Source organism: Lactobacillus sp. X-49, from assembly GCF_057063645.1.
This window is the reverse complement of sequence record NZ_JBXSQM010000014.1, coordinates 28,973-52,730: the sequence shown is the minus strand read 5'-3', so window position 1 is coordinate 52,730 and position 23,758 is coordinate 28,973. Positions and strand designations below refer to the sequence as shown.

The 23,758-nt window shown below is 32.1% G+C and carries 17 protein-coding genes and 1 CRISPR repeat array (1 of these 18 only partly in view); of the genes, 13 read left to right on the top strand and 4 right to left on the bottom strand.

The window, feature by feature from the left end; translation table 11 throughout:
• The first annotated feature begins 633 nt into the window (after positions 1-633).
• Positions 634-3,246: a class III lanthionine synthetase LanKC N-terminal domain-containing protein gene (locus ACYIAQ_RS07440; protein ID WP_483563199.1), complete on the top strand. Its 2,613-nt coding sequence runs from the start codon at positions 634-636 to the stop codon at positions 3,244-3,246.
• Complete coding sequence (locus ACYIAQ_RS07435; RefSeq protein WP_483563198.1) at positions 3,246-4,874, top strand: ATP-binding cassette domain-containing protein; 1,629 nt, start codon at positions 3,246-3,248, stop codon at positions 4,872-4,874. The genes ACYIAQ_RS07440 and ACYIAQ_RS07435 overlap by 1 nt, the downstream gene beginning before the upstream one ends.
• A gap of 692 nt (positions 4,875-5,566) precedes the next feature.
• Here the strand turns inward: ACYIAQ_RS07435 and ACYIAQ_RS07430 are convergent.
• The 3 genes from ACYIAQ_RS07430 to ACYIAQ_RS07420 are packed head-to-tail and all read right to left on the bottom strand — an operon-like array spanning position 5,567 to position 8,261.
• Positions 5,567-6,370, bottom strand: a complete 804-nt coding sequence (locus tag ACYIAQ_RS07430) for an ABC transporter ATP-binding protein (protein ID WP_483563197.1) — start codon at positions 6,368-6,370, stop codon at positions 5,567-5,569.
• 1 nt (position 6,371) lies between these two features.
• Positions 6,372-7,262, bottom strand: coding sequence for an ABC transporter permease (locus ACYIAQ_RS07425; RefSeq protein WP_122022620.1), 891 nt, complete (start codon positions 7,260-7,262; stop codon positions 6,372-6,374).
• A 30-nt stretch (positions 7,263-7,292) separates the two neighbouring features.
• Entirely contained in the window at positions 7,293-8,261 is a 969-nt protein-coding gene (locus ACYIAQ_RS07420) for an ABC transporter substrate-binding protein (protein WP_483563196.1), read from the bottom strand.
• 443 nt (positions 8,262-8,704) lie between these two features.
• Between ACYIAQ_RS07420 and ACYIAQ_RS07415 the strand changes: the two genes are divergently transcribed.
• From ACYIAQ_RS07415 to rpoN, 7 genes are all read left to right on the top strand, one after another.
• Positions 8,705-11,272 (top strand): sigma 54-interacting transcriptional regulator, encoded by a 2,568-nt coding sequence (locus ACYIAQ_RS07415; protein ID WP_483563195.1) that lies wholly within the window; start codon positions 8,705-8,707, stop codon positions 11,270-11,272.
• Between the two features lie 136 nt (positions 11,273-11,408).
• Entirely contained in the window at positions 11,409-11,825 is a 417-nt protein-coding gene (locus ACYIAQ_RS07410; protein WP_483563194.1) for a PTS sugar transporter subunit IIA domain-containing protein, read from the top strand.
• An 11-nt stretch (positions 11,826-11,836) separates the two neighbouring features.
• Positions 11,837-12,328 carry a PTS sugar transporter subunit IIB gene (locus ACYIAQ_RS07405; protein ID WP_122017721.1) on the top strand — a complete coding sequence of 164 codons (492 nt, stop codon included), beginning with the start codon at positions 11,837-11,839 and terminating at the stop codon, positions 12,326-12,328.
• Between the two features lie 21 nt (positions 12,329-12,349).
• Positions 12,350-13,189 carry a PTS mannose/fructose/sorbose/N-acetylgalactosamine transporter subunit IIC gene (locus tag ACYIAQ_RS07400; RefSeq protein WP_483563193.1) on the top strand — a complete coding sequence of 280 codons (840 nt, stop codon included), beginning with the start codon at positions 12,350-12,352 and terminating at the stop codon, positions 13,187-13,189.
• The gene (locus ACYIAQ_RS07395; protein WP_122017723.1) at positions 13,186-14,013 is read left to right on the top strand and encodes a PTS system mannose/fructose/sorbose family transporter subunit IID; all 828 of its coding nucleotides are present in this window, start codon (positions 13,186-13,188) and stop codon (positions 14,011-14,013) included. Before ACYIAQ_RS07400 ends, ACYIAQ_RS07395 begins: the two co-directional genes overlap by 4 nt.
• Entirely contained in the window at positions 14,014-14,718 is a 705-nt protein-coding gene (locus ACYIAQ_RS07390) for an MgtC/SapB family protein (protein WP_483563192.1), read from the top strand.
• An 18-nt stretch (positions 14,719-14,736) separates the two neighbouring features.
• On the top strand, positions 14,737-15,996 hold the full coding sequence (gene rpoN, locus ACYIAQ_RS07385) for an RNA polymerase factor sigma-54 (protein WP_483563191.1): 1,260 nt from the start codon (positions 14,737-14,739) through the stop codon (positions 15,994-15,996).
• 104 nt (positions 15,997-16,100) lie between these two features.
• Here the strand turns inward: rpoN and ACYIAQ_RS07380 are convergent, their stop codons facing one another.
• The gene (locus ACYIAQ_RS07380) at positions 16,101-17,042 is read right to left on the bottom strand and encodes an aldo/keto reductase (protein WP_122022599.1); all 942 of its coding nucleotides are present in this window, start codon (positions 17,040-17,042) and stop codon (positions 16,101-16,103) included.
• 185 nt (positions 17,043-17,227) lie between these two features.
• Here ACYIAQ_RS07380 and cas9 point away from each other — a divergent pair, with 185 nt between their 5' ends.
• The 4 genes from cas9 (at position 17,228) to csn2 (ending at position 23,507) form a co-directional block, all read left to right on the top strand.
• Positions 17,228-21,418 (top strand): type II CRISPR RNA-guided endonuclease Cas9, encoded by a 4,191-nt coding sequence (cas9, locus tag ACYIAQ_RS07375; RefSeq protein ID WP_483563190.1) that lies wholly within the window; start codon positions 17,228-17,230, stop codon positions 21,416-21,418.
• 229 nt (positions 21,419-21,647) lie between these two features.
• On the top strand, positions 21,648-22,559 hold the full coding sequence (gene cas1, locus ACYIAQ_RS07370) for a type II CRISPR-associated endonuclease Cas1 (protein WP_483563189.1): 912 nt from the start codon (positions 21,648-21,650) through the stop codon (positions 22,557-22,559).
• A complete protein-coding gene (cas2, locus tag ACYIAQ_RS07365; RefSeq protein WP_305021738.1) occupies positions 22,537-22,842 on the top strand; it encodes a CRISPR-associated endonuclease Cas2 in 306 nt (101 codons plus the stop codon). The genes cas1 and cas2 overlap by 23 nt, the downstream gene beginning before the upstream one ends.
• Positions 22,839-23,507 (top strand): type II-A CRISPR-associated protein Csn2, encoded by a 669-nt coding sequence (csn2, locus tag ACYIAQ_RS07360; protein ID WP_483563188.1) that lies wholly within the window; start codon positions 22,839-22,841, stop codon positions 23,505-23,507. Before cas2 ends, csn2 begins: the two co-directional genes overlap by 4 nt.
• Positions 23,508-23,539: 32 nt before the next feature.
• Positions 23,540-23,758: direct repeats of the CRISPR family, unit length 36 nt; unit sequence GTTTTAGATGGTTGTTAGATCAATGATGATTAGAAC; it runs 1,269 nt beyond the window's last position.

Here is a 23,758-nt window from a genome sequence, read left to right as displayed (position 1 = left end):
ATTAAGCGAGTTCATTGGTAACTTCTTTCTAGAATTGATTGGGTAATTACATTCTATCAAAGAAGTCCAATGGACTTTTTTCATTTTTTAATTAGGGCAAGTGTTCAACTTCATTTTACAATTTACCATTTAATTTTGTTCAAGCCAATTTTTGAAATTAATATCCATTTTTAATCCGTTGGTCGTAATTATTCTTAAGTTACATAAAATAGCATGTTAGCTAGCTTTTTAATTTTTAGATTTTATGGAAAATATTACGTTAGTAGCAAAAATAAATTGGAGCATAAGCTCCACTGGTCCGTAATTTATCAAGTTGCAATCACTAAAACTAAATATAAATGACAAAAAATAAATATATGTGTTTACTTTTAATTTTTATAGCGTATAATTATCATAAAAATATAATTAATCAGAGCTATTAAAGGAGAAAATCATGAGTTTTGAACAAATGTTACAGAAAAAAGTAGAGAACATGGATATAGATGATGAGGAATTAGTTGTTTACTCCTGGTCTACAGGTAGTTGTCCTTGTCGAATAGGTTAATTTTTATAATATATAATTGTCATAAAAATATAATTACCACATGTGCCGTACAAAAAATTCGACACATGTTTTTTTAAAAGAAAATAAAAATGAATATACTTATCAAAAAACTGAATCCAAACAAGCATAATTATTATTTTTGTAAAAATAATAATAATTCTGTTGGCTGTTTCATCAATTTAGCTGTATATCAACAAAAATTTCGTTGCCTTATTAGACGAAAAGGAATGTTTACAAACATTTTTTTTGAAGATACCAAAAAATATCCTGAACAGGGGTGGAAAATACATGTATCAACCGATATTTATAATTCTAGTGAAATTTTGTCTTTAGTTTCTTCATACTTAGGTAAAAGAAAGATAATGTTTAAATTTATTACCAATATGACAGAATTGCTAAAAACCACAAGAAAAGATTTCCCTAAAATGCAATTTGGTAAATATATTACTATATATACCTGTGATCAAACTACAACAAAAAGAGTAGGAGAAGATTTATCACAAATTCTTAAACATTTTAAAGGGATAAAGGTATTGACAGATAAAAACTTTCCCAGTTCTAATATTGTTTCTTATCGTTATGGTGTGATAGTTCCTAAATGGAAAATAAATGGATATAATGAACACTTTTATATGATAAAAGATGGCATGGATAATAATATAAGTGATAGTAGAAAAAATTATTTTTATTTACCGTTAGGAGTAAAGGATATTTATCCTAATAATAGTAGCAGTAAAAATAGTTTATTTGATAATTTCAAAATACTGGATATAAGTAGAAACAACAATGAAGGAATAACTTTAGTTGGTGAAATCGGTTCAGAGAACAAAATAAATGTTATCCTTAAAGAGGGAAAACGTCTATCCGTTCTATTAGACGAAAAAATCTCAGTAGATGGTTTTTATTATAAGAAGAATGAAGCAAGGGTTTTAAAAGAATTTATTAATTATAATTTTGTTCCTAAACTTGTAGATCATCAAATAATTGATGGAAATTATTATTTAATAGAAACTAAAATGCCTGGAATATCTCTTAAAAAATTCGGACCAACCAATCCTATTTTGAAAAGTCATTATACTATCTTAGAAGTAAAAAATTATTTATTAGATGTTTTTATTATTTCTGAAAGTATAATAGAAATATTAATGATATTTTTAAATCATAATAAAATAATTAGTGATGTATCACCTGATAATTTTCTTTATGATATTAAAAGGAAGTCTTTATCTGTAGTAGATTTAGAATCTGTACAAAAAATTGGAGTAATTAATGTCCCATTATTGAGAACTACTGGATTTTTCAACCCTAAAACTCCAATAGGATCTATAGAAAGTGATATTAGTGGTATTGGATTGACGCTATTCTATCTTTTCTTTTCTAAAAGTATAGAGATAGAAACAAGATCAGAAGATATAAAAGTTGACATTGATTATGCTCAAAAAATTTATAATCAAAAGGATATTAAAGAACTTCTTACAATAATAAGGTTAATGATTTTTTTCCCTGAAAAAATTAAACTAAAAAGTACACTAAATCATATAAAAAAACTTTACACCAATTTTGTTAATAGTGAAGATTTCGAAATAAATTTACAACCTTCTATTGAAAAAAGTAAACTAAAGAAAGAGGTTAATGATACTTTTAATACATTAGTTAAACAGATAGAAAACAAGTGTAATGACAATTATACTTTTGTTAAAAAGCATCTAACCCCTTATTATGAGAATGAATTTTCTTATTCATATGGACTTGCTGGTATAGAAAGTGTTCTTGAAAATATAACTAAAAAGAGCAAATATAAGATACTTTTTTATAAAGACTTTAAAAATTATGATTACTCTGACAAATTGTCTTTAACGCTTAGTGGGGGGTTAGCAGGAGTTTTATATGCTTTACCATCATCACCTTGCAAAAACAAAATAATTACAAAGTTAGTTAGTTATATTAACCAATTTAAAGATATAAATTTTGGATTATTTAATGGCTATGCAGGAATAGGCCTTTCTTTATTGCATAATTCCAAATTAACTCCTGCAATTCAAGCCTCACTTTCGGATTTTTCCAAAAAACTATTAAATAAACAAATTATTTTGAATTATAATTATGCAGGGTTAGCACAAGGTGGAGCAGGTATAGCATATTATTTGTTACGATATGAACAAAAATTAAACTCTCACGAATATGATGATGCGATTTATAGTTGGATTGCTCATGATTTTGCCTTGGCAATACGTGATGAAAATAATGATTTCATTGGTCTTCCAGAAAAGAAAGAGGGAACTATAGAATATCCTTACTTAGCATATGGTACTGTAGGATTATTAAGAGTCTGTTTAGAAACTTATGATTACTGTAATAATCTGCGTCCAAGTCTTAAAAATAAGATAAAAGAAATGGCAATGAGCTTAGACTTGCCTTATACGGTATACTATGGATATTTTCTTGGAACCACAGGTATTATTGATACGCTGATTGAGTATAATAAAAGCTTTCCTTCATTAAAAGGGGAACAGATTATCGATCGACTATTGTCTTATGTTATGTTACATAAATTCAAGTCAAAATCTGGAGACATATTGTTTTTATCTGACCAATTACAGGGTGTTGGTACGGATTTGGGAGCTGGACTTATTGGTATAACAAAAGTCTTAGGAAAACATTGTAATAATTTAGAATATGATAGTTTATGGAGGGTTCCATAATGTCTTTAAAAAAATTATTTTCGTTTATTCCAAAATGGTTATTATTCTTACTTTTTATCACTTTATTAGTTAGCTCATTTGAAGGGGTTGTCAATTCTGCAATCATTGGGTACTTACCGGTTTTCAATCAAAAAAGCTCAGTGACTGAGTTTATTAAGTTCGTCATAGTTTCAGTGATTGCTTATATAATTATTTATTCTTCAGTTTGGCTATTTTCTAAAATTCAAAATAAAATTGTTTATATAATTAACACCAAATTGAAAGCAGAATATATTGAAAAAGCAACTTTTCAAAGAATTGATACTAATAAAGAGATTTCGACTTTAATTAATGATTTCAAGTTAATTGAAACTAATTATTTTACTTTAATCGTTCAGATTATCTCTGATATTTGTATGTCTTTAGTTTCAACGCTTTTTATTTTAAAGCTTAACTTTCTTCTGGGTATTGTCTTTATTCTTTTTGCCATTCCACAAGTATTTATTCCTAATATTTACCAATCCTTTTTAACTAGGCGCTCTACCACTTGGTCTAAGAATAATAGTGAGTTTGTTAAAAAATTACGTGACTTAATGGGTGGTAGAGATATATTGTTGCGCTATCATGCTTTCACCCCCGCCTATAAAAAAATCAAGCAACAGTTATTTTTGACTGAAGCTTCATATCAGGCCCTAAATGATTCGAAAATTAGTGCAAAATTGGTTTCATGGTTGTGGTCCCTTATTTCTTTATTTGTACCAATTAGCGTAGGATTTTATTTGATGGTTAATCATCAAGGGATCACTGCTGCGACTATTTTAGCTATCTACTTAGCCAGCAACCAAGTAATGATGCCACTAAGAGAAGCAATTGATGATTTTGCTTCTGTAAAAACCACTAGTTCGTTACGCCAAGAAATCGAAAATATTTTTGAAAAAGACAGTAACCTTGATAGTCATAATAAAACAGTTGTTGATAAACCGGCGGTTTTGCAACAGATTTTAGGAAAACAGCTTAGCTTTTCCTTTGGCAACAAACAAATTCTTAAAAATACTTCGTTTACTATTAAGCACAATGATAAAATCCTTCTAACCGGTGCCTCAGGAATGGGAAAGAGTACGATTTTTAATTTATTGATGGGAACACTTCTACCAACAGATGGTCAGCTTGTTTATCAAGTTAATGGGCAGTATCAAAGTCAAGTTGATCCAAATATGTTTGCACTAATTCAACAAGATCCATATATTTTTAATGAAACTATTCGCTTTAATCTAGGCTTGGGACTTAATTTCTCTGATGATATACTACTTAATTCATTAAAAGAAGTTGGCCTTGATCAGGAATTAGGTAATGCCCCCTTAGATTATCTATGTGAAAATGGTGGTAGCAATCTTTCTGGAGGACAACGTGCGCGTTTAGAAATTGCTCGTGCACTTGTGTTTAATCGGCAGGTGATTTTAGCGGATGAAATTGATGCTAATTTAGATCCCCAAAATGTCCTTCAAATCGAGAACTTGCTTACTAACATTAATAAAACAGTTATTATGATTTCACATCATATGGACTCTAAGCATGCAAAACAGCTTAAGCTTCAGCATTGGAATTTAGACAATGGAAAATTAGATATTGAAAATTACCAAGCTCGTTAATATTCATAATTAACAAAATTTGTAACCTAAGTATGTAGTGTAAGTTAACTGGTTGTAACATGTACTAGGCAAATGTAACAGATATAGGATATTACCCAAAAGCAAAAAAAATAAAGTGATACGAACTATTTTAATTTTTATAAACCAAATATATATGTTTTTATAGGAACGATCAAAGTTTATATTTTTTATAATATATTGCGTCTCAGGAGAAAATAATACTTTTGATTAATAAATATAGAAGGCAAATCTCAGCTTTAGAGGTTTGCCTTTTATTAGTATGTAATAATCTATGAATCGCATTATCATTAAGAATGTAATTTGGCATTTTTGGCAACTCATTTTCGTGTTGCACTACATACTTCTTAATGGTTTCTAAGTAAACTATATTTTGCAAAAAAATCTAAAAAATGTATAATAAAATTATTCCTTTTTGAATCTTTACTTTATATTAAAAAGCCGTCTAGAAATTAATCTAGGTGGCTTTTTGATTGTGTTTAAATATTTTTTTAGAAATTTCATCAACATTAACCCGTAGATCAATGGGTAATGGTAAAGTTTTTGCATCTTAAAATGAGGGCAGCTTTTTGGTGCAAAAAAATGTTAAAAAGAATAATTAAATTAAAAGGGCTGACTCCGATAGAATATCGAAAATCAGTCCTAAGTTAAACAATCTGTCTATAAAGTTCTAATTACCTAAGTAGCATTGCATCATCTTCCAATTCAGTACCGACTTGCTTTTGAAATAGTTCCATTAATTTAGTTACTGTTAAATTTTTCTTTTCTTTTCCAGCTAAATTTAAAGCGACACGACCTTGATGAAGCATGATTAACCGGTTACCATAATGAATAGCATCTTCCATGTTGTGAGTAACCATGAAAGCTGTTAACTTTTGCTTACTAATCAATTTTTGAGTTAATTCCATTACAGTAATGGAAGTTTTGGGATCTAAGGCTGCAGTATGCTCATCAAGTAAAATTAAATCAGGGCGCTTTAATGTTGCCATTAATAATGTAATTGCTTGTCTTTGACCTCCTGATAGCAAACCTATTTCGGTTTCCAAACGATTTTCTAAGTTTAAATTGAGTTGGGCTAATTGTTTTTTAAAAAATTGCCGATCGTGTTTTTTAACGCCGCTACGAAAACCACGATGTTGACCACGTTTCATTGCAAGTGCCAAGTTTTCTTCTACAGTTAGTCTCACAGCGGTTCCCATTTTAGGATCTTGAAAAACACGACTGATCTTTTTGGCGCGCTTTGTTACAGGCAACTTACTGATATCAGTATTATTTAAAATGATTTGTCCCTCTTGAACGGGAATTGTGCCAGCAATGCTATTTAATAAGGTTGATTTACCAGCACCGTTACTACCGATAATAGTCACGAAATCGCCCGCCTCTAGTTCAAGATCAATTCCTCTTAAGACACGATTTTCATTAACTGTCCCTTGCTCAAAGGTTTGATGAAGATTATTAATTGATAATACTTTAGGCATTTTATTTCCTTCCCTTTAAATTGTGTGGTAAATGAAAATTAGGCAGTATCAAACAAACAACCAGAACTAGTGCAGAAGCCAGTTTAGCATCGGATGGTTCAACATTCATTTGAAAGACTAGAGCTAATATTAACCGATAAATAATAGCACCTAAGACTAGGGTCAGTAATCTGGCTCCAATTGATAAGTGGCGAATTAAAACTTCTGCAATAATAATAGCGGCTAATCCAATAACAATTGTACCTACGCCAGAATTAAGATCAGCAAAGCCATTATTTTGTGCTAAGAGTCCACCTGAGAGAGCAATACAGGCATTGGAGATCATATAACCAAGAATTTTCATTGCTTGAGTATTGATTCCATTAGCAGCACTCATTTCGGAATTATCGCCAGTTGCCCGCATTGCCAAACCAATTTCGGTTTTAAAAAAGACGACTAATAGTCCAATAGCTAATAAGGCAATAAATAACCCCATTATAATGACGGCATTATTACGTGATAAACCCCAATTTTGGGCAATTGTAAAAATTGTTTGTTTACCTAAAAGTGAAACATTGGCTGCGTTATTCATTACTCGCGAAGTAATGGAGTACAACCCGGTCATTGTGATAATTCCTGCTAGTAATGATGGAATTTTTAACTTGGTGTTTAAAAATCCTGTGACAAAACCGGCAATTAAGCCCCCGCCAAATGCAGCTAGGGTAGCTAAGATCGGATTAATACCTTGAATTAAGCACATTGTGGTAATAGCACCACCTAAAGGAAAACTTCCCTCAGCAGTCATATCGGCTAGATCTAAGATTCGAAAAGTTAAATAAACTCCGATTGCCATTAATGACCATAGCAATCCTTGTGAGGTAGCTGAAAGAAATAGATCCCAAAAAGTATTCATCATAATTAACGTTCACGTTACCTTTCTATCTTATTTGGGTGCCTTAATTGAGTGGGGGTTAATGTCTAAAGCTTTGGCCATTTCTTTATTAACGACTAATTTTAATTGATTTGCTTTTTCAACAGGCATCTCAGCTGGATTAGCTTTACCATCTAAAATTTTGGCCGCCATTTTTCCAGTTTGCTTTCCTAGTTCTTCATAGTCAATACCAATCGAGGCTAAACCACCAGTCTTAATTTGGTCAGTTGAACCAGCTACTAATGGGATCTTCTTTTCTTTGACGACTTTGCCAATAATTGAGGCTGCTGAGGCAAAAGTATTATCAGTTGGAACGTAAATTCCCTGAACCTTTTCTGCAAGTGTTTCCGTAACTTGTTGAACGTCATTTGTCGTATTAGCCGTTTTAACTAAGACTTTTACACCAGCTTTCTTTAAAGCAGCGATAGCTAAATCGGCTTGAATTTTAGAATTTGCTTCTCCGGCATTGTACATAACACCGATTGTTTTTGCCTTTGGAACAATTGATAGAAGTAAACTGATTTGTTTATCAATTGAAACCATATCTGTCGTTCCTGTAATATTGCGACCGGGTTTTTTGTTTGAGTTGACTAGTTTAGCTGCTTTTAAATCTGTAACTGCAGTAACCACGGTTGGAATATCTTGAGTAGCACTAGCAATACTTTGAGCAGCCGGTGTAGCAATTCCTAGTATTAAATCGGATTTTTCGTTAACTAATTTTTCGCTCATACTTTTTAAATTATCTTGACTATTTTGCGCGTTTTGGTAATCAATTTTAAGATTTTTGCCTTCCGTGTAGCCACCTTCTTTTAGTCCTTCTTTAAAACCTTGGTAGGCTTTATCTAAAGAAGGATGCTGTACAACTTGTAAAACCCCAACATGCTTTACGCTTGCGGTGCTATTAGCTTTTTTGTTACTACAACCACCTAATACTAATAAGCTGGCTAAACTAATACCTGCAATTAATTTTTTAATATTCATCGTGTTTCCTCCATATTCTGTAACGACAAAAATACCCACTCATTTCTGAGTGGGTACACAAATTGATATTAAACAATAATTGCGGTTAACCACTCAGATACTATGTGGCTAACCGTAATTTAAAGGGCTTTAGCCATCATAGATAAATTCAAACTAGAATATGTTCGAATTCATCTATGATGAACCCAAACTTTATCTAAAATAGCTAAAGTAATAGCGGTTATTCAGTTGTAAGTTAGGTTTTAAATTGATATTCATTAAAATTTACCTCCAACCTTAATGAAAAGATTATAAAATATGAAAAAGATAATGTCAAGCTGTATTTTAAATAAATATTTCTTCCATAGTACTGTTAAAAGCAACTCAAGAAATCGAATTCACAAATTAACTATAATTGAATATAATTGAGTCTAAAGCTATACATAGTTGAGGAGAGTAAAAACATGAGGACGGCGCAAAAGATAGTTTTAAACAAAATAGAAGAATTAGCTGATGACGAAGAAATTTGTACAAGTGACTTAGCAAGAAAACTAAATCTATCTAGATCTGTCGTCAGTCATTACCTTAATCAGCTTGTTAAAGAAAATAAGGTTCAAAAAATCGAAGAGCGACCTGTAAAATGGCGAAAAATTTCTGTTGGTGACACTACTCCAACAGCTACTGGTGTTTTTAAAAATGTGATAGGAAATCATGGATCATTAAAGAAAATTATCAATCAGTTATGTGCAGCAGCTATTTATCCTCCTAATGGACTAAATGTTTTGATTACAGGGAAATCGGGTTCTGGTAAAAGCTTTTTAGCTAATAAGTTATATGATTATGCTAAAAGTAAAGGTGCTATTTCCGATAAGTCGCCATATATTGTTTTAAATTGTGCTAATTACGCTAATAATCCGGAATTAATTTCCAGTATGCTATTTGGTTATGTGAGGGGAGCTTTTACAGGTGCAGATTCTGAAAAAAATGGTCTACTTAAAGAAGCTGATAATGGTTATCTTTTCTTAGATGAAGTTCATCGGTTAAATAGTGAAAATCAAGAAAAATTATTTAACTTTATTGATTCAGGACAGTTTTATAAAGTAGGAGACAATGTTCATCCAATTAAAGCTAATGTTCGGCTAATAATGGCAACTACAGAAAAACCAGAAAATGTTTTACTTGATACTTTTTTACGCAGAGTACCGGTCCAGGTTAAACTACCAAATCTGATTTCAAGGCCAGTTGACGAGCGATTAGAACTTTTAAATGAACTATTTTATACAGAAGCACAGCGACTTAGCAAAAAGATAGTGGTAGATAAAGAAGTTGTTTCTGCATTAATGCAAATTGATCATGCAGGAAATATTGGTTATTTAAAAAATGTTATTAAAGTTTCATGCGCCACAGCATATCATGATTGGTCCAATTATGATATTATAAACTTAACATTAAAAGATGTGGTATTAAATAATTTGCAACCATTTAAGGATTACGGAACAATTACTGTTAATCCTAGACAAGAACCAATTTTTACATCAAACATTAGTTTAAGCCAAGAACTAATGTTTATTAATAATTCCTTGAAAGACTTAAGTACAAATTATTCTAAGGATAATCTAACTAGGTGTAAGCTACAGATTCAAAATATTAGTAAATTTATTATAAGGGATGGATCAATAACTGGATTACATTTACAGCATAAAAGAGTTTTTGAAAAAGTAATTAAAAAACAGTTTGGTTTAAAAACGGCAGATTACTTAGAGACAATTATATATGAACTTTATGAGCATCATTTTACACCAATTTGTAACAGTACTAAATTACGTACAATTATCTTAAATCATTTTCCACGAGCCTTTCATGTGGCCAAGAATTTTTATAATATGCTTCCAATTTTAGATATACAAAGTCATAAAGGATTAACAAATATTTTGGCTATTTTACTAAGTGATTATGTGGATGAGCAAATTCAATTACGTGGATTAATGGTAGCTCATGGTGAAAATACAGCCACCAGTATTCAAACTGTTGTTAATTCACTTTGTAATAATTATCTATTCGATGCAATTGATATGCCGATAGAAGCTAACATTGCATCGATTATCGAAGAGACAAAAAAATTGATTGCTAGTTATAATACATCTAATGGTTTTATTTTAATGGTTGATATGGGGTCATTAAGTCAGCTTTATACCCAAATTAGTTCACAATTAAATGGCGATTTACTAGTAGTTAATAATTTAACAACCTTGACGGCTCTTGACTTAGCTCTAAAAATGAAACAAAATCTATCATTTAAGCAAATAGCGCAGGAAGCAGAAAAAGATTATCAGATCAATACTAAATATTATGAAGGATTTTCTCAATCAACCAATATTCTGGTTTCTTGTATTTCTGGTTTAGGAATTGCAGAAAAGATTAGCGATATTATGCAGAAATATTTACCAGATAATATTATGGTTATCCCAATTGGCTATAATAAGTTAAAAGAAAAAATATCTAGTAAAAGTTGGTCGTATTTTAAACAGACATTATTTGTTTTAACAACGATTGATATTAGCGAAAAAGTCGAATTTAACCATATGAATCTTTATAATATATTGGATTCTACGGGGGAGAATAAACTAAATCATTGGTTAGCCCCATACTTAACCAAGAAACAATTGATAAGTTTTAATGATCAATTATTGCGTTTCTTTTCTAAAGAAGGAATTTCTGAACGTTTAAGTTTTTTGAACCCAGAGGTGGTATTAAAAGAAGTAGAAACAATTAATAAAAAATACGAAGATTTTTACAATTTAAAATTAGATGGCAAAGTTAAATTGAATCTTTATATGCATATAGCATTAATGATTGAACGTACAATGATGCGCAAGAGTAATTCAAGTATAGTTCAACCAAAAACAGAGAAAGAAAAAATCTTTTTTAAGGTTACACGTAGTATTTTTCAACCAGTTGAGTTAAAGTACAATATCCAAATATCATATTATGAAATATCGCTTTTATACGAATTGTTTAAACAGTTTATATAGGAATGTTTAACCATAAAAAAAGAAGTGTTTAAAAAATAAACACTTCTTTTTTTATACCAATAGACATGTATTTTTAGCAGTTGGCATGATTATTGCTAATAAAGAAATGAAACACAAAGATACAAAAGGAGAGAATATGACAGAAATATTAGTAGCAAGCCATGGCCACTTTGCTAGTGGTTTAAAAAATTCAATTGAAATTTTAACGGGCATGGGAGATAAGATACAGACAATTGATGCATATGTCGATCAGTCAGATTATACAAAGCAAATTATAAGATTTATTGAAAATGCACAGCACCCAGCAGTTATTTTCACAGATTTAAAGGGAGGAAGTGTTAATCAAAAAGTAGTCTTAGAAGCAGTTAATAAAAAAAATATTTTTGTAGTAACTCAAACTAATCTTGCGATCGTAATGGCAGTTTTACTTGATAATGAGAAATTAACCAGAGATCACATACAGGATTTAATTAATCAAAGCCAAGTAGAATTATGTCAAATTGATGATAGTCAAACTGAATCGAATGATGCAGATGGAGATTTTTTTGAATAGGGAGAAGAAAAATGATTGCACAATTAAGAGTAGACGACCGTTTAATTCATGGTCAGGTTGCACTAGTGTGGACCAAAGAATTAAATACGCCAGGAATTGTTGTTGCAAATGATAATGCGGCAAATAATACCATGGTTCAAATGACTTTGAAAATGGCTACTCCTACGGGAAAGAAGTTATTGATTCGAACAGTTGATGATGCAATTAAGGTGTTCAATAATCCTAAGGGAAGTGATATGAGAATTTTTGCGTTAACTAATAACATTGAAGATGCACTTAAAATTGCTAAAAATGTTAAAGAAATTGATGGAATTAATGTTGCCAATGTAGGTCGTTTTGCTAATGATGCAAATAAAGGAGTTCAGTTATCATCCACTTTGATGCTATCTGAACAAGAATTAACTTCATTAAAGGAATTAGCTGAATTAGATATTCCAGTATTTAATCAAGTTGTTCCTAGTAACGTAAAAACACCAATTAAGTCTTTATTGAAAGGAAAATAATTACTGTAAAGGAGGATAACTATGATACAAACAGCTTTTTTGGCAGCGTTATGTGTATTTGTCTGTCTCGGTGGTAATTGGCTCTGGGGTCAGACAATGATAGAACGTCCATTAATTGTCGGTACAATTACCGGTTTAATTATGGGTAATATGCAAACTGGTATTTTAATTGGCGCTTCTCTTGAAGCTATTTTTATGGGAGCGGTTGATATTGGTGGGGCACTTTCGGCTGAACCAGTTACAGCTACCGTCTTAGCAACGACTTTTGCTATTACTTTAGGAGTAAATACAAAAGCGGCGCTTGCATTGGCTGTTCCAATTGGCGTATTTGCTGCATTTATTTTGATGTTCATGAAAAACGTTGTTATGAACATCTTTGCTCCAATGGTTGATAAAGTAGCCAATGATGATAATGTCAAAGGTTTGACCTGGCTCCATTTTGGCATGTGGTTTTTAAATTATTTTGTTTTTTCGTTAGTAACTTTTTTTGCTGTTTTAGCTGGTGCTCGTCCTGTTCAGCAGTTAGTTGCACGAATCCCAGCTAATCTTATGTCTGGATTAGCTGCAACAGGTGGTCTTCTTCCAGCTGTTGGTTTTGCTATTTTGATGAGGATGTTATGGAGTAAGCAGTTATCCCCATATTACTTTTTAGGATTTGTTTTAGCAGCCTATTTAAATCTTCCATCTGTAGCAGTAGCAGCTGTGGGTATTATTATCGTTGCTATTCAATGGATGCGTGATAAACAACTAATGGATCTAGAAAATAGGCAGAAGCAAACCTTGGCTAAATCTGATGCGATAATTGCAAACAATAATTCTGAAACAACAGCAACGCAAGAAGAGGAGGACTTTTTCTCATGAAATTAACTAAAAGCGTTTCACCTCAAGACAAAAAGATTATTAATCGTATTTTTTGGAGATCATTTACGGTATTTGCAAGTCGAGTAGGTGCAACAAAAGCACATGCACCGGGATTCATGTATTCAATCATGCCAGCACTGGATAAATATTATGAAAAAGATAAAGCTGGACATCGTGAAGCTATGATGAGACATACTACTTGGTATAACATTACTCAGAATGTTGGTACGTTCGTAATGGGACTTGTTGCTTCGATGGAAAAGAAAACGGCTCAGGATCCGAACTTTGATCCTGAAACAACGGTTGCTATTAAAACTTCTTTAATGGGACCACTGTCTGGAATTGGCGATTCAATTTTTTGGGGTGTTCTACGTGTAATTGCTGCTGGTATAGGTATTAGCTTAGCCAGTCAAGGTTCAGTTTTGGGTCCCTTGTTATTTTTGATTATTTATAATGTTCCATCCATTTTGGCACGTTATTATCTTACTTACATGGGGTTTACGCTGGGCGACACTTTTATTCAAGACATGTATAAAAGTGGAAGTATGCAATTATTGAATAAAGCTGCGTCAACATTGGGATTAATGATGATTGGTTGTATGACAGCAACAATGGTTCAATTTAAATCAAAACTGAGTATTCCAATTACTGGTGGTAAACCGATTTTGATTCAAACTTATTTTGATCAGTTATGGAAGGGACTAATTCCTTTACTTTTAACGCTCTGCTGCTACTGGTTACTATCGAAAAAAGTTAATGTTAATTGGATTTTACTTGGTGTTTTAATTTTAGCAATTATTTTAGGATTAATAGGAGTGGTTTGAGTGAATGTTGCGGTAACACTACCAGAAATTATTATCAGACTATTACTATCCGTGATAACTGCAAGTGTTATCGGTTTTGATCGTGAACATAAAAATAGACCTGCTGGAATCAAGACACATGTTCTAGTTTGTGTTGGTGCATGTATAATTGCTCTAATTCAGAAAAAAATTGGATTTGATGCCTTACAAATTGCTCTAGCAAAGCCTAGATTAGCAGGAGTTGTTCGGGCCGATGAAGCAAGATTAATTGCACAAGTTGTTTCAGGAATTGGATTTCTAGGAGCAGGAACAATTTTGGTTCAACATCGAACAATTTTGGGTTTAACAACAGCGGCTAGTTTATGGGCAGTTGCTGGTGTTGGATTAGCTTTTGGAATGGGGGACTACAGTATCGGAATTGCCGGTTCAATAGTCGTTATTGTTGTTTTAGTTTTTTCAAAAAAATTGATTAATATTCATCCTATGAAAAAGCTGGAAATAAAGTACAAACATAAAGTTGAAACAAAAGAATTCATTAACGATTACTTTACTAAGCAAGGTATCACTGTGGTAAACGTTGATTTTAAAGTAAGGCAGGCAATGAATAATATCGTTTATGTTAATATATATGATATTGAGATGCCACGGTCAATTGATTATGCAAGTGTAATCGAAGATCTTTCCATGAATAAAAATGTGGTAGAAGTTCAGCTAGTAAGTATTTGATTTATAGGAGATAAGGTGATGTATCAAAAGCCTAAAATGGTTTTAAAGCCGCAGGAACAACTAGTAACACGACTTTTCTTGTCACCTAAGTTAAAACAAAATTTAAAAGTCTTATCATATAGTAGGCGTGATTTAGTAAACGCCATGAAGGATTTATGTATTAGCAATCCCTTTGTTAGTTTACGTGGAGCAAAGGACGAAATGAAAAATTTAGATTGGATTAGATCACCTGTAAAAGAGAACTTAATTGATCATTTGCTTTGGCAAGTAAATTTGAATAACTGGAAAAGTAAGGATAAGCAAGCCGTTAAGTTACTAATTTATAATCTAGATCAGGATGGTTATTTGCGAATTTCTCTGAGCGAGATCGCAAGAATGAATGAATTTTCATTACCAGAATTAGAAAAAGCTCGCACATTGTTACAAACACTTGATCCGCTAGGAATTGGTGCAACCAACCTCAGTGAATGTTTATTAATCCAAGCACTTGAAATTAATGATTTTAATCCCATAGCTTTGCAAATTTTACGTAATAATCAACTACAATTACTAGCCAGTCCTGAAAAATGGAACTGCTCTGCTTTTTCTCGTATTGAACTAACTAATGCATTGACTAGTATTCAGTCTCTAAACCCGATTCCTGCTAGTGAGTATGTGAATAATGATAATTCTCAATACTTAGTACCTGATTTAATTTATAAAGTGGAAGATGGCCGTTTAACTATTGAAAGTGCTCAGTCGCAATTGCCAGAATTATTGTTTGACGAAAAGGCATTTATTATAATGCAGTCACAGTCTGGTGAAAAGGAATATTTTTCTGCGCAAAAGCGACAATATCTGGAAATGAAACATGCTATTGAAGAAAGGCAGCGGACCATCATAAGACTAGGACAATGTGTTGGACAATACCAACATAAGTTTTTATTAACCTTGCATAAACAAGACTTAAAGCCATTGAGTCTAAGAGAAGTTTCCCAAGCCTTAGGATTAGCTCAAAGTACAATAAGTAGGGCAATTAAGGATAAATATCTTCAGTGTCAAAATCAAATTTTTAGTTTAAAATTACTTTTTCCACGTTCAGTTACTGAAAATATATCTCAAGAACAGATAGAGTATAATCTAATCAAAATATTTAAAAATGAAAATCCCCAAAATCCTTTAAGTGATCAACAAATAGTGGATCTTTTTAACAAGCAAGATGTCCATCTGAGCCGGCGTGTAATTTCAAAGTATCGCCAAAAGCTAGGGATTCCTAATAGTTATAATCGTAAATCCTAAAATTTTAATAATATAAAAGTGCCTGAAAAAAGAAAAGCTGACAAATCTATGTTTATTTAACAAAGATTATCAGCTTTTTATTTGTTTTTTGTACTCCCCAATTTTTATGGCAAATCATTTCCTGCAGCTAAATAAATGTCATACCAATCTTGAGCACTCAATTCAATATCGGCACCTTTTGCACTATCAATAATATGTTCTGGTGTCATGGTACCAATAATTACTTGAATATTAGCTGGATAGCGTAAAATCCAGGCGGCTGCGATTGCATTTTTAGAGCTCCCTTTTAGCTTGGCTAATTTTTCTAAGGTATCGTTAACTTGCGGAAATTTTGGATTACCAATAAAGTTACCCTCGATTTGACCGTATTGAAATGGTGACCAAGCTTGAACAGTCATTTGATGCAGTCTTGAATAGTCAAAGATACCACGATCGTGGTCAATACTACGATTGTCGGTCATATTAGTATGAATATTAAAATCAATCGGTCCAGTATGCATAACACTGAACTGTAATTGGTTGATCAGTAGTTTTTGGCTGATGCCAGCTTGTAACAAGTCAACTTGACAGGGATTGAAATTTGAAACCCCAAAATGGCGAACTTTGCCATCTTTTTGCAATTCGTCAAATGCAGCACCGACTTCTGCAGGATCCATTAGTGCATCAGGACGGTGTAAAAGTAAGCTGTCTAGGTAATCAATATTCATCCGCTTAAGTATGCCATCAACTGCATTAATAATATATTGCTTAGAAAAGTCATACCGAGTTGTTTTGTAATCAAGTGTCGGATCTTCATAAATCCCTGTCTTTGATTGAATATAAAAATCTTCTCGTTTAAGTGAGGACTTCTTTAAGGCATCTCCAAAAACTTCTTCGGACTTTCCATGACCATAAACATCGGCTGAATCAATATAATTAATGCCAACATCATGCGCTGTTTCTAAGGTCTTGACCGCGCTATCAATAGTTAATTTGTTCATCCGCATAATTCCTAGCGCAATCGCTGAACTAGTAAAACTCGTGTTACCAATCTTAATTTGTTTCATAATTTACCTCCTTTCTTAAGTATACGCCAAATTTGCTTAAATCATTTGGAAACGATTGCAAACAACTATCAAGTAAAGTAAAAATAATTGCTGTTTTTCAAAAATTAATAGTGAATGCGTTATCTTTTGGAGTTATTATAATAAAAACAAATAAATTAAATGTGTTTTTAGAAGGGGGTCTTGTAATGACTAAATTAAATGATGATTATATTTTAGGTCTCGATATCGGGACAAATTCTTGTGGTTGGGCTGTTACTGATAAAAAAAATAACTTATTGAAATTGCGCGGCAAAACTGCTTTGGGTTCGCACTTATTTGAGGAAGGTCATTCAGCAGCTGATCGGCGTGGTTTTAGAACAACCAGAAGACGACTTAAACGTAGAAAGTGGCGTTTAGGACTATTAGAAGAAATTTTTGCTGAGGAAATGGCACAAGTAGATCCGAGCTTTTTTGTACGATTACATAAATCTTGGATTTCACCATTAGATAAAATGCGTACCAAGTACCCAGCAATTGTTTTTCCAACGGCAGAGGAAGATAGCGAGTTTTATAAGAAATATCCGACGATTTATCATTTACGACATGCTTTAATGACTGAGGATAAGCGCTTTGATTTGCGTGAGATTTTCTTAGCGATTCATCATATTGTTAAATATCGTGGTAATTTCTTGCAAGACACGTCTATTAATAACTTTAATGCTTCAAAGATTGATGTGGGTCCTGTTTTAAGTGATTTAAATAATAGTTATCGTCAATTAACAGATGAGAATCTGGATTCAATTCAGTTTAAAATTGAAAATTCAGGACAAATTGAAGCTGTGATTCGCGGTCAAGATGATGAGCGTACTCTGTATAAGTCAGATAAGGTTAAGAAGATCGCACAGTTATTAGTTGATTCAAGTGACAAAGCAGCTAAGAATGTTGCTAAGCAAGTTGCCAATGCCATAATGGGTTACAAGACACAATTTGAGACAATTTTAAATAAAGAAATTGATAAAATCGATAAAGGAAGTTGGGAATTTAAACTAACCGACGCAGATGCAGATGACAAATTGGAATCGCTTTTAACTGAGCTAAATGAGCAAGAGGAAACAATTATTGCCGAAATTCGTAAGTTGTTTGGCGCAATTACATTAAGTAATATTGTCTATGAAGGGATGACCTTATCACAATCCATGGTGGAAAAATATAAACAGCATGGTAGTGATTACAAGCTACTTAAAAGTGTGGCTAAGAATCATCATGATAAGCAAAAAGCTGAAAATTTAAGGCTTGCCTATGATTTATACGTTAATTATCGTCATGGACGATTACTTGAAGCTAAAACAACATTAAAAAAATGGCATAAGGGTAGTGGTGTTTTAAGTAAAGAGGAATTTTATAAAATAGTCCAAGATAATCTCGATGATTCTGAAGCATCTATCCAAATTATCCAAGAAATTGAACAAGATAAGTTTATGCCTAAACAGCGAATTAACAGTAATGGTGTAATTCCTTATCAGCTTCATCAAATTGAGCTTGATCAAATTATTGCAATGCAGAGTAAATACTATCCATTTTTGGCTGAATTAAATCCAGTTGAAGAGCATTTAAAGCAGGCTCCTTATAAACTTGATGAGTTAGTAAGATTCAGAGTGCCATATTATGTTGGCCCAATGATCACTACTGATCAACAAAAAGAAACATCAAATAAAAATTTTGCATGGATGATTCGCAAAAGCGATGACGCGATAACACCGTGGAACTTTGAACAAGTAGTAGATACTCATCAATCGGCCAGAAAATTCATCACACGCATGACAATTAAGGATACTTATTTACTTGGTGAAGATGTTTTACCTGCTAATAGTTTGTTGTACCAAAAATATGAAGTTTTGAATGAACTTAATAATGTTAAAATCAATAAAAAACGACTTGATCCCCAACTAAAGCAGGCTATTTATAATGATTTGTTTATGCAAAACAAAATAGTTAAAGTTGAAGAATTAACTAATTATTTAAAACAAAATCAACATCTTGAATACATTGAAATTAAAGGCTTAGCCGATCCTAAAAAATTTAATTCTAGTTTATCTAGTTATCATAAGCTTAAAAAAATGAAGCTTTTTGATAAGCAACTTGATGATCCTAATTATCAAGCAGATTTTGAAAAAATAATCGAATTATCTTCGATTTTTGAAGATAAAAAGATACGTCAAGCAGAATTGCATACAATTAAGTGGTTAACAGAAGAACAAATTAAAGCTTTAGCCAATTGGCATCTAAAAGGTTGGGGGCGTTTATCAAAGAAATTATTGCAAGAACTACGTGATAGCAATAAGAAAAATATTATTGAATTGTTGTGGGCTAGTGAAAATAACTTTATGCAAATTGTTACACAGCCAGACTTTAAAGCAGCAATTACTAAAGAAAATGCCCAAGTTACTGAAGATAATGGAATTGAAGCTATTTTAGCTGATGCATATACTTCACCTGCTAATAAGAAGGCAATTAGGCAAGTAATAAAAGTAGTTGATGATGTTGTCAAAGCGGCTGATGGCAAGGCTCCGGCACAATTTGCAATTGAATTTACACGTGAGCCTGATAAAAATCCAAAGTTGTCCCAATTAAGAGGTAGTAAATTACTCAAAGCTTATCAAGATACTGCAAAGGAAATTGTAGATAAAGACCTAGTTAATTCTTTGAAGAATAACATGACTGCTCGAAAACTAGATCAAGATAAGTATTTCCTCTATTTCATGCAGGGTGGCAGGGATGCATACACTGGTAAAAAAATTAATATTGATGAAATTACATCACGATATGAAATAGATCATATTTTACCGCAGTCATTTGTCAAAGATGATTCATTAGATAATCGTGTTTTAACTTCTAAGGCACTAAATGCAGCAAAATCTGATGATGTGCCATATAAGCATTTTGCTAATAAAAGTATAGCCGATATTAATATGACCGTAGGTGAAATGTGGAAAAAATGGCAGGAAGATGGCTTAATTACTAAACGTAAGCTAGGGAACCTTTTACTAGATCCTGACCATATAAGTAAATACCAACGTTCTGGATTTATTAATAGACAATTAGTTGAAACAAGCCAAATTATTAAACTGGTTTCAGTTATATTGCAAAGCAAATATCCTGATTCTGAAATTGTTGTGGTTAAGGCCAGTTATAATTCTGCTTTACGTAAAAGGTTACAGTTATATAAGAGTAGAGCGGTTAATGATTATCATCATGCACTTGATGCTTATCTGTCAGTTATTTGCGCTAACTTCTTGTATCAAGTTTATCCAAAATTACGACCGTTCTTTGTTTATGGAAAATTCAAAAAGTTTAAAGAAAGTGAAAAAGTACAAGATGAAACTATTGAACAGGTAAAGACTTTTAGTTTCATTTGGCCATTATTGCAAAAAGATACTAAAGAGCGAAAAGCACCGGAAGAGATTCGAGAAAACAACAGCAATCAGATCGTCTTTTATAAACATCCAGATATTTTTGACAAATTACGAAAAGCTTATAATTATAAATATATGTTAGTATCACGTGAAACCACTTCAGAAGATCAAGCAATGTTTAATATGACTATTTATCCACGTGCTGAGCGCGATACTGCTAAAACTAGAAGCCTAATTCCGAAAGGTGAAGGATTAGATACTAAAATTTATGGTGGTTATAGTGGCAATACTGATGCCTACATGGCTCTTGTTAAAATTACTAGTATAAAAGATACTATCTATCGGGTAGTAGGAGTACCAATGCGCGGTCTTGCGGATCTTAAGAAGGCTAAAAAAGTTGGAAATTATAATGAGGTTCTTAAGCAAATCTTAGAGCCCTTAATAATGTATGACAAAAAAGGAAAACCTAAACGTGGTGTGGAAAACTTTACCATTCTTGATGGCCATTTATTAAATAAACAAGTAGTCATTGATGGTGATCGAAAATTTGCACTATCAAGTTCGGCATATATGTATAATGCAAAACAATTAACCTTATCGCAAGAGACAATGCGGATTGTTTCCGGCCACATTGAGAAAACTGAAGATAAAGATATGCTGTTTATATCTGCTTATGATGAAATTTTAGCAAAGGTTGATAAGTATTTGCCATTATTTGAAATAAATAGGTTCATAGAAGGTCTGCATCAAGGGCGTGAGAAATTTATTAGTCTTGAAACCAATGATAAAGAGAAAATTTTAAAAGAATTGTTGAATGGTCTACATGATAATCCAAAATTTGGAGATCTTAAATTAATTGGGATTAAAACTCCATTTGGCAAGATGCAAGTAGCAAGTGGTATCAAACTTTCACAAAATGCTAAACTGGTTTTTCAATCACCAACTGGTTTATTCGAGAAGAGAGTTAAAGTTACGGATTTATAAAGCAAAAAAAGGAACCGAAAAATCCGGTTCCTTTTTTACTTTATAAAAAAACCTCCGCTATAGAGCTGAGGCGGGACGATATAAATATCGCGTTAAAACTTACACCTAATGATGTTTGTTTGATTTTAAAATTTGGTTGTTAGATCAATGATGATCAGAAATCATCTGTCAGGAGCTACCTGACAAATAAATTATAACATTTTTAGTAAAAGATGCAAGGAGGAATTCTATGGGATGGCGTTCCGTAATTATTACCCAACATGCGAAATTAACTTATACAATGAACATGATGGTTGTACAAACGCGTGATGGTATTAATCAAATACCAATTGAGGATATTAATTTACTACTAGTCTCAACGACACAAGCAGTAATTTCAAGCGCATTGATTAGTAAACTAGCTCAAAATCAGGCAAAAGTAATCTTTGTGGATGAGAAGAGTAATCCAGTAACTGAGACAGTTGATTATTATCCGGGTGCTAGAAAAATGAAAAAATTGGTTGAACAAGTTAATTGGGATCAGGATCGCAAAGAAAAACTTTGGACAATGATTGTTAATAAAAAAATCACAAATCAGATAAAGGTTTTAGAAAATTATCACTTGAATACCCAAACTGTTTATGATGAACTGAATCAATTGGAATTAAATGATTGCAGTAATCGTGAAGCGGCTGCTGCAAGAAAATATTTTATGATATTGTTTGACAAGACCTTTGTTCGCCGTAATCCATGTGCAATTAATGCTGCTCTTGATTATGGTTATGCAATTCTACTGTCGAGTTTTAACCGTGAAATTGCAATTAATGGTTATTCTACTTATTTAGGAATTCATCACTGCTCTGAAGAAAATCAATTTAATTTGGCATCAGATTTAATGGAACCATTTAGACCATTTGTCGATTATTGGGTTAAGGCTAATGAGAAAATCAAGGAGTTAACGCCAGATATTAAGTATGGATTAGTTGAACTATTGAGTTTGGAAATTAATTTTAATGGTAAAAAGACGTTGTTAACTAATGCGATTGCAGACTACACACGCCATTGTTTAACTTTTCTAAGTAATGATAATTGCGGGTTACCAGAAATGGAGATGAATTTAACAAATGAGGTACCGAATAATGCGTTTAATGATAATGTTTGATTTGCCAACGGAAACAGCACAACAAAGAAAGGAATATAGACAATTTCGTAAGAAGTTAATTAATGAGGGGTTTTTGATGATGCAGTATTCTGTTTATGTTCGCGTTTGTGTGACGCGACAGACGGCACAATTTTTAGAAAAGAGAGTCAAAAAGTTTTTGCCTAAAGGCGGTATAGTACAGTCATTAATGGTCACGGAAAAGCAATATAACGATATGCACTTTTTGGTAGGGAAACCTATAGAAGATGTACGCAATATGTCGGATAGGACAGTGATTTTATGATTTTATCGTATTTGACTCACAAGAAATGGGTACTGACTAACTCTGGAATAAAAATTATTGCCACGCAAAGTCCAATTGCTTTTCGTGATTTAGTGCAGGCATTTCAGTGTCAGAATGAAATGCTAATTTGTGCAGATGACAGTTATGATTCACTTGATATTGCTAAAACATCTGATTTTGTTGGTGATCCACTTTTGAGTGATAATATAATTAAAAAACACATGTCAAATATTTTAAATAGTTATATTGCTAATATTAACGAAAATAATCGAAATCAAATTTTTGTCGCATTGCAAAATTTAGAGGGAGCTATTGATGATTCATTAATGCTGGAAGATTTACCATTAATAATTGAGTTTGATGATGATTTGAAAAAACTTTTAAAATTTGTTGATTTACACATAGATTCTAAATTTACTAAGAATCCATATGCTATAATAGATCTGGTTCTGAAAATTCATCAATCATGTAACTTGAAATCGATCCCTGTGATGTGTAATTTGACACACTATTTAGAACGGGATCAATTGATAGAGTTATCAAGTTTAGCTCAACAAATGAATAGGATGGTAGTCCTTTTAGAATTTACATCCCCAGATTTATTGGTTGTACCTGAGGGTGTGCAATTTTATTATATTGATCAGGATCTAATCGATTTGTACTGACATCTATATTAAAACTTTATTATAAAATATCGGTTTTAGATGGTTGTTAGATCAATGATGATTAGAACCAAACAAAATTAAAAATTACCAAAACAAACGTTTTAGATGGTTGTTAGATCAATGATGATTAGAACTCTTGATCCACAAAAAGTGGGAAGTATTGTGTTTTAGATGGTTGTTAGATCAATGATGATTAGAACAATTGCAGTAACTAAAGTTTGCCCAAAGTGGTTTTAGATGGTTGTTAGATC

Bases quoted from the DNA above. Each gene is read 5' to 3' on its own strand.
- ACYIAQ_RS07410 (WP_483563194.1), top strand. From the start codon at position 11,409: ATGACAGAAATATTAGTAGCAAGCCATGGCCACTTTGCTAGTGGTTTA.
- ACYIAQ_RS07405 (WP_122017721.1), top strand. From the start codon at position 11,837: ATGATTGCACAATTAAGAGTAGACGACCGTTTAATTCATGGTCAGGTT.
- csn2 (WP_483563188.1), top strand. From the start codon at position 22,839: ATGATTTTATCGTATTTGACTCACAAGAAATGGGTACTGACTAACTCT.
- ACYIAQ_RS07395 (WP_122017723.1), top strand. From the start codon at position 13,186: ATGAAATTAACTAAAAGCGTTTCACCTCAAGACAAAAAGATTATTAAT.
- ACYIAQ_RS07435 (WP_483563198.1), top strand. From the start codon at position 3,246: ATGTCTTTAAAAAAATTATTTTCGTTTATTCCAAAATGGTTATTATTC.
- rpoN (WP_483563191.1), top strand. From the start codon at position 14,737: ATGTATCAAAAGCCTAAAATGGTTTTAAAGCCGCAGGAACAACTAGTA.
- cas9 (WP_483563190.1), top strand. From the start codon at position 17,228: ATGACTAAATTAAATGATGATTATATTTTAGGTCTCGATATCGGGACA.
- ACYIAQ_RS07430 (WP_483563197.1), bottom strand. From the start codon at position 6,370: ATGCCTAAAGTATTATCAATTAATAATCTTCATCAAACCTTTGAGCAA.
- ACYIAQ_RS07400 (WP_483563193.1), top strand. From the start codon at position 12,350: ATGATACAAACAGCTTTTTTGGCAGCGTTATGTGTATTTGTCTGTCTC.
- ACYIAQ_RS07440 (WP_483563199.1), top strand. From the start codon at position 634: ATGAATATACTTATCAAAAAACTGAATCCAAACAAGCATAATTATTAT.
- ACYIAQ_RS07380 (WP_122022599.1), bottom strand. From the start codon at position 17,042: ATGAAACAAATTAAGATTGGTAACACGAGTTTTACTAGTTCAGCGATT.
- cas1 (WP_483563189.1), top strand. From the start codon at position 21,648: ATGGGATGGCGTTCCGTAATTATTACCCAACATGCGAAATTAACTTAT.
- ACYIAQ_RS07420 (WP_483563196.1), bottom strand. From the start codon at position 8,261: ATGAATATTAAAAAATTAATTGCAGGTATTAGTTTAGCCAGCTTATTA.
- ACYIAQ_RS07425 (WP_122022620.1), bottom strand. From the start codon at position 7,262: ATGAATACTTTTTGGGATCTATTTCTTTCAGCTACCTCACAAGGATTG.
- cas2 (WP_305021738.1), top strand. From the start codon at position 22,537: ATGCGTTTAATGATAATGTTTGATTTGCCAACGGAAACAGCACAACAA.
- ACYIAQ_RS07415 (WP_483563195.1), top strand. From the start codon at position 8,705: ATGAGGACGGCGCAAAAGATAGTTTTAAACAAAATAGAAGAATTAGCT.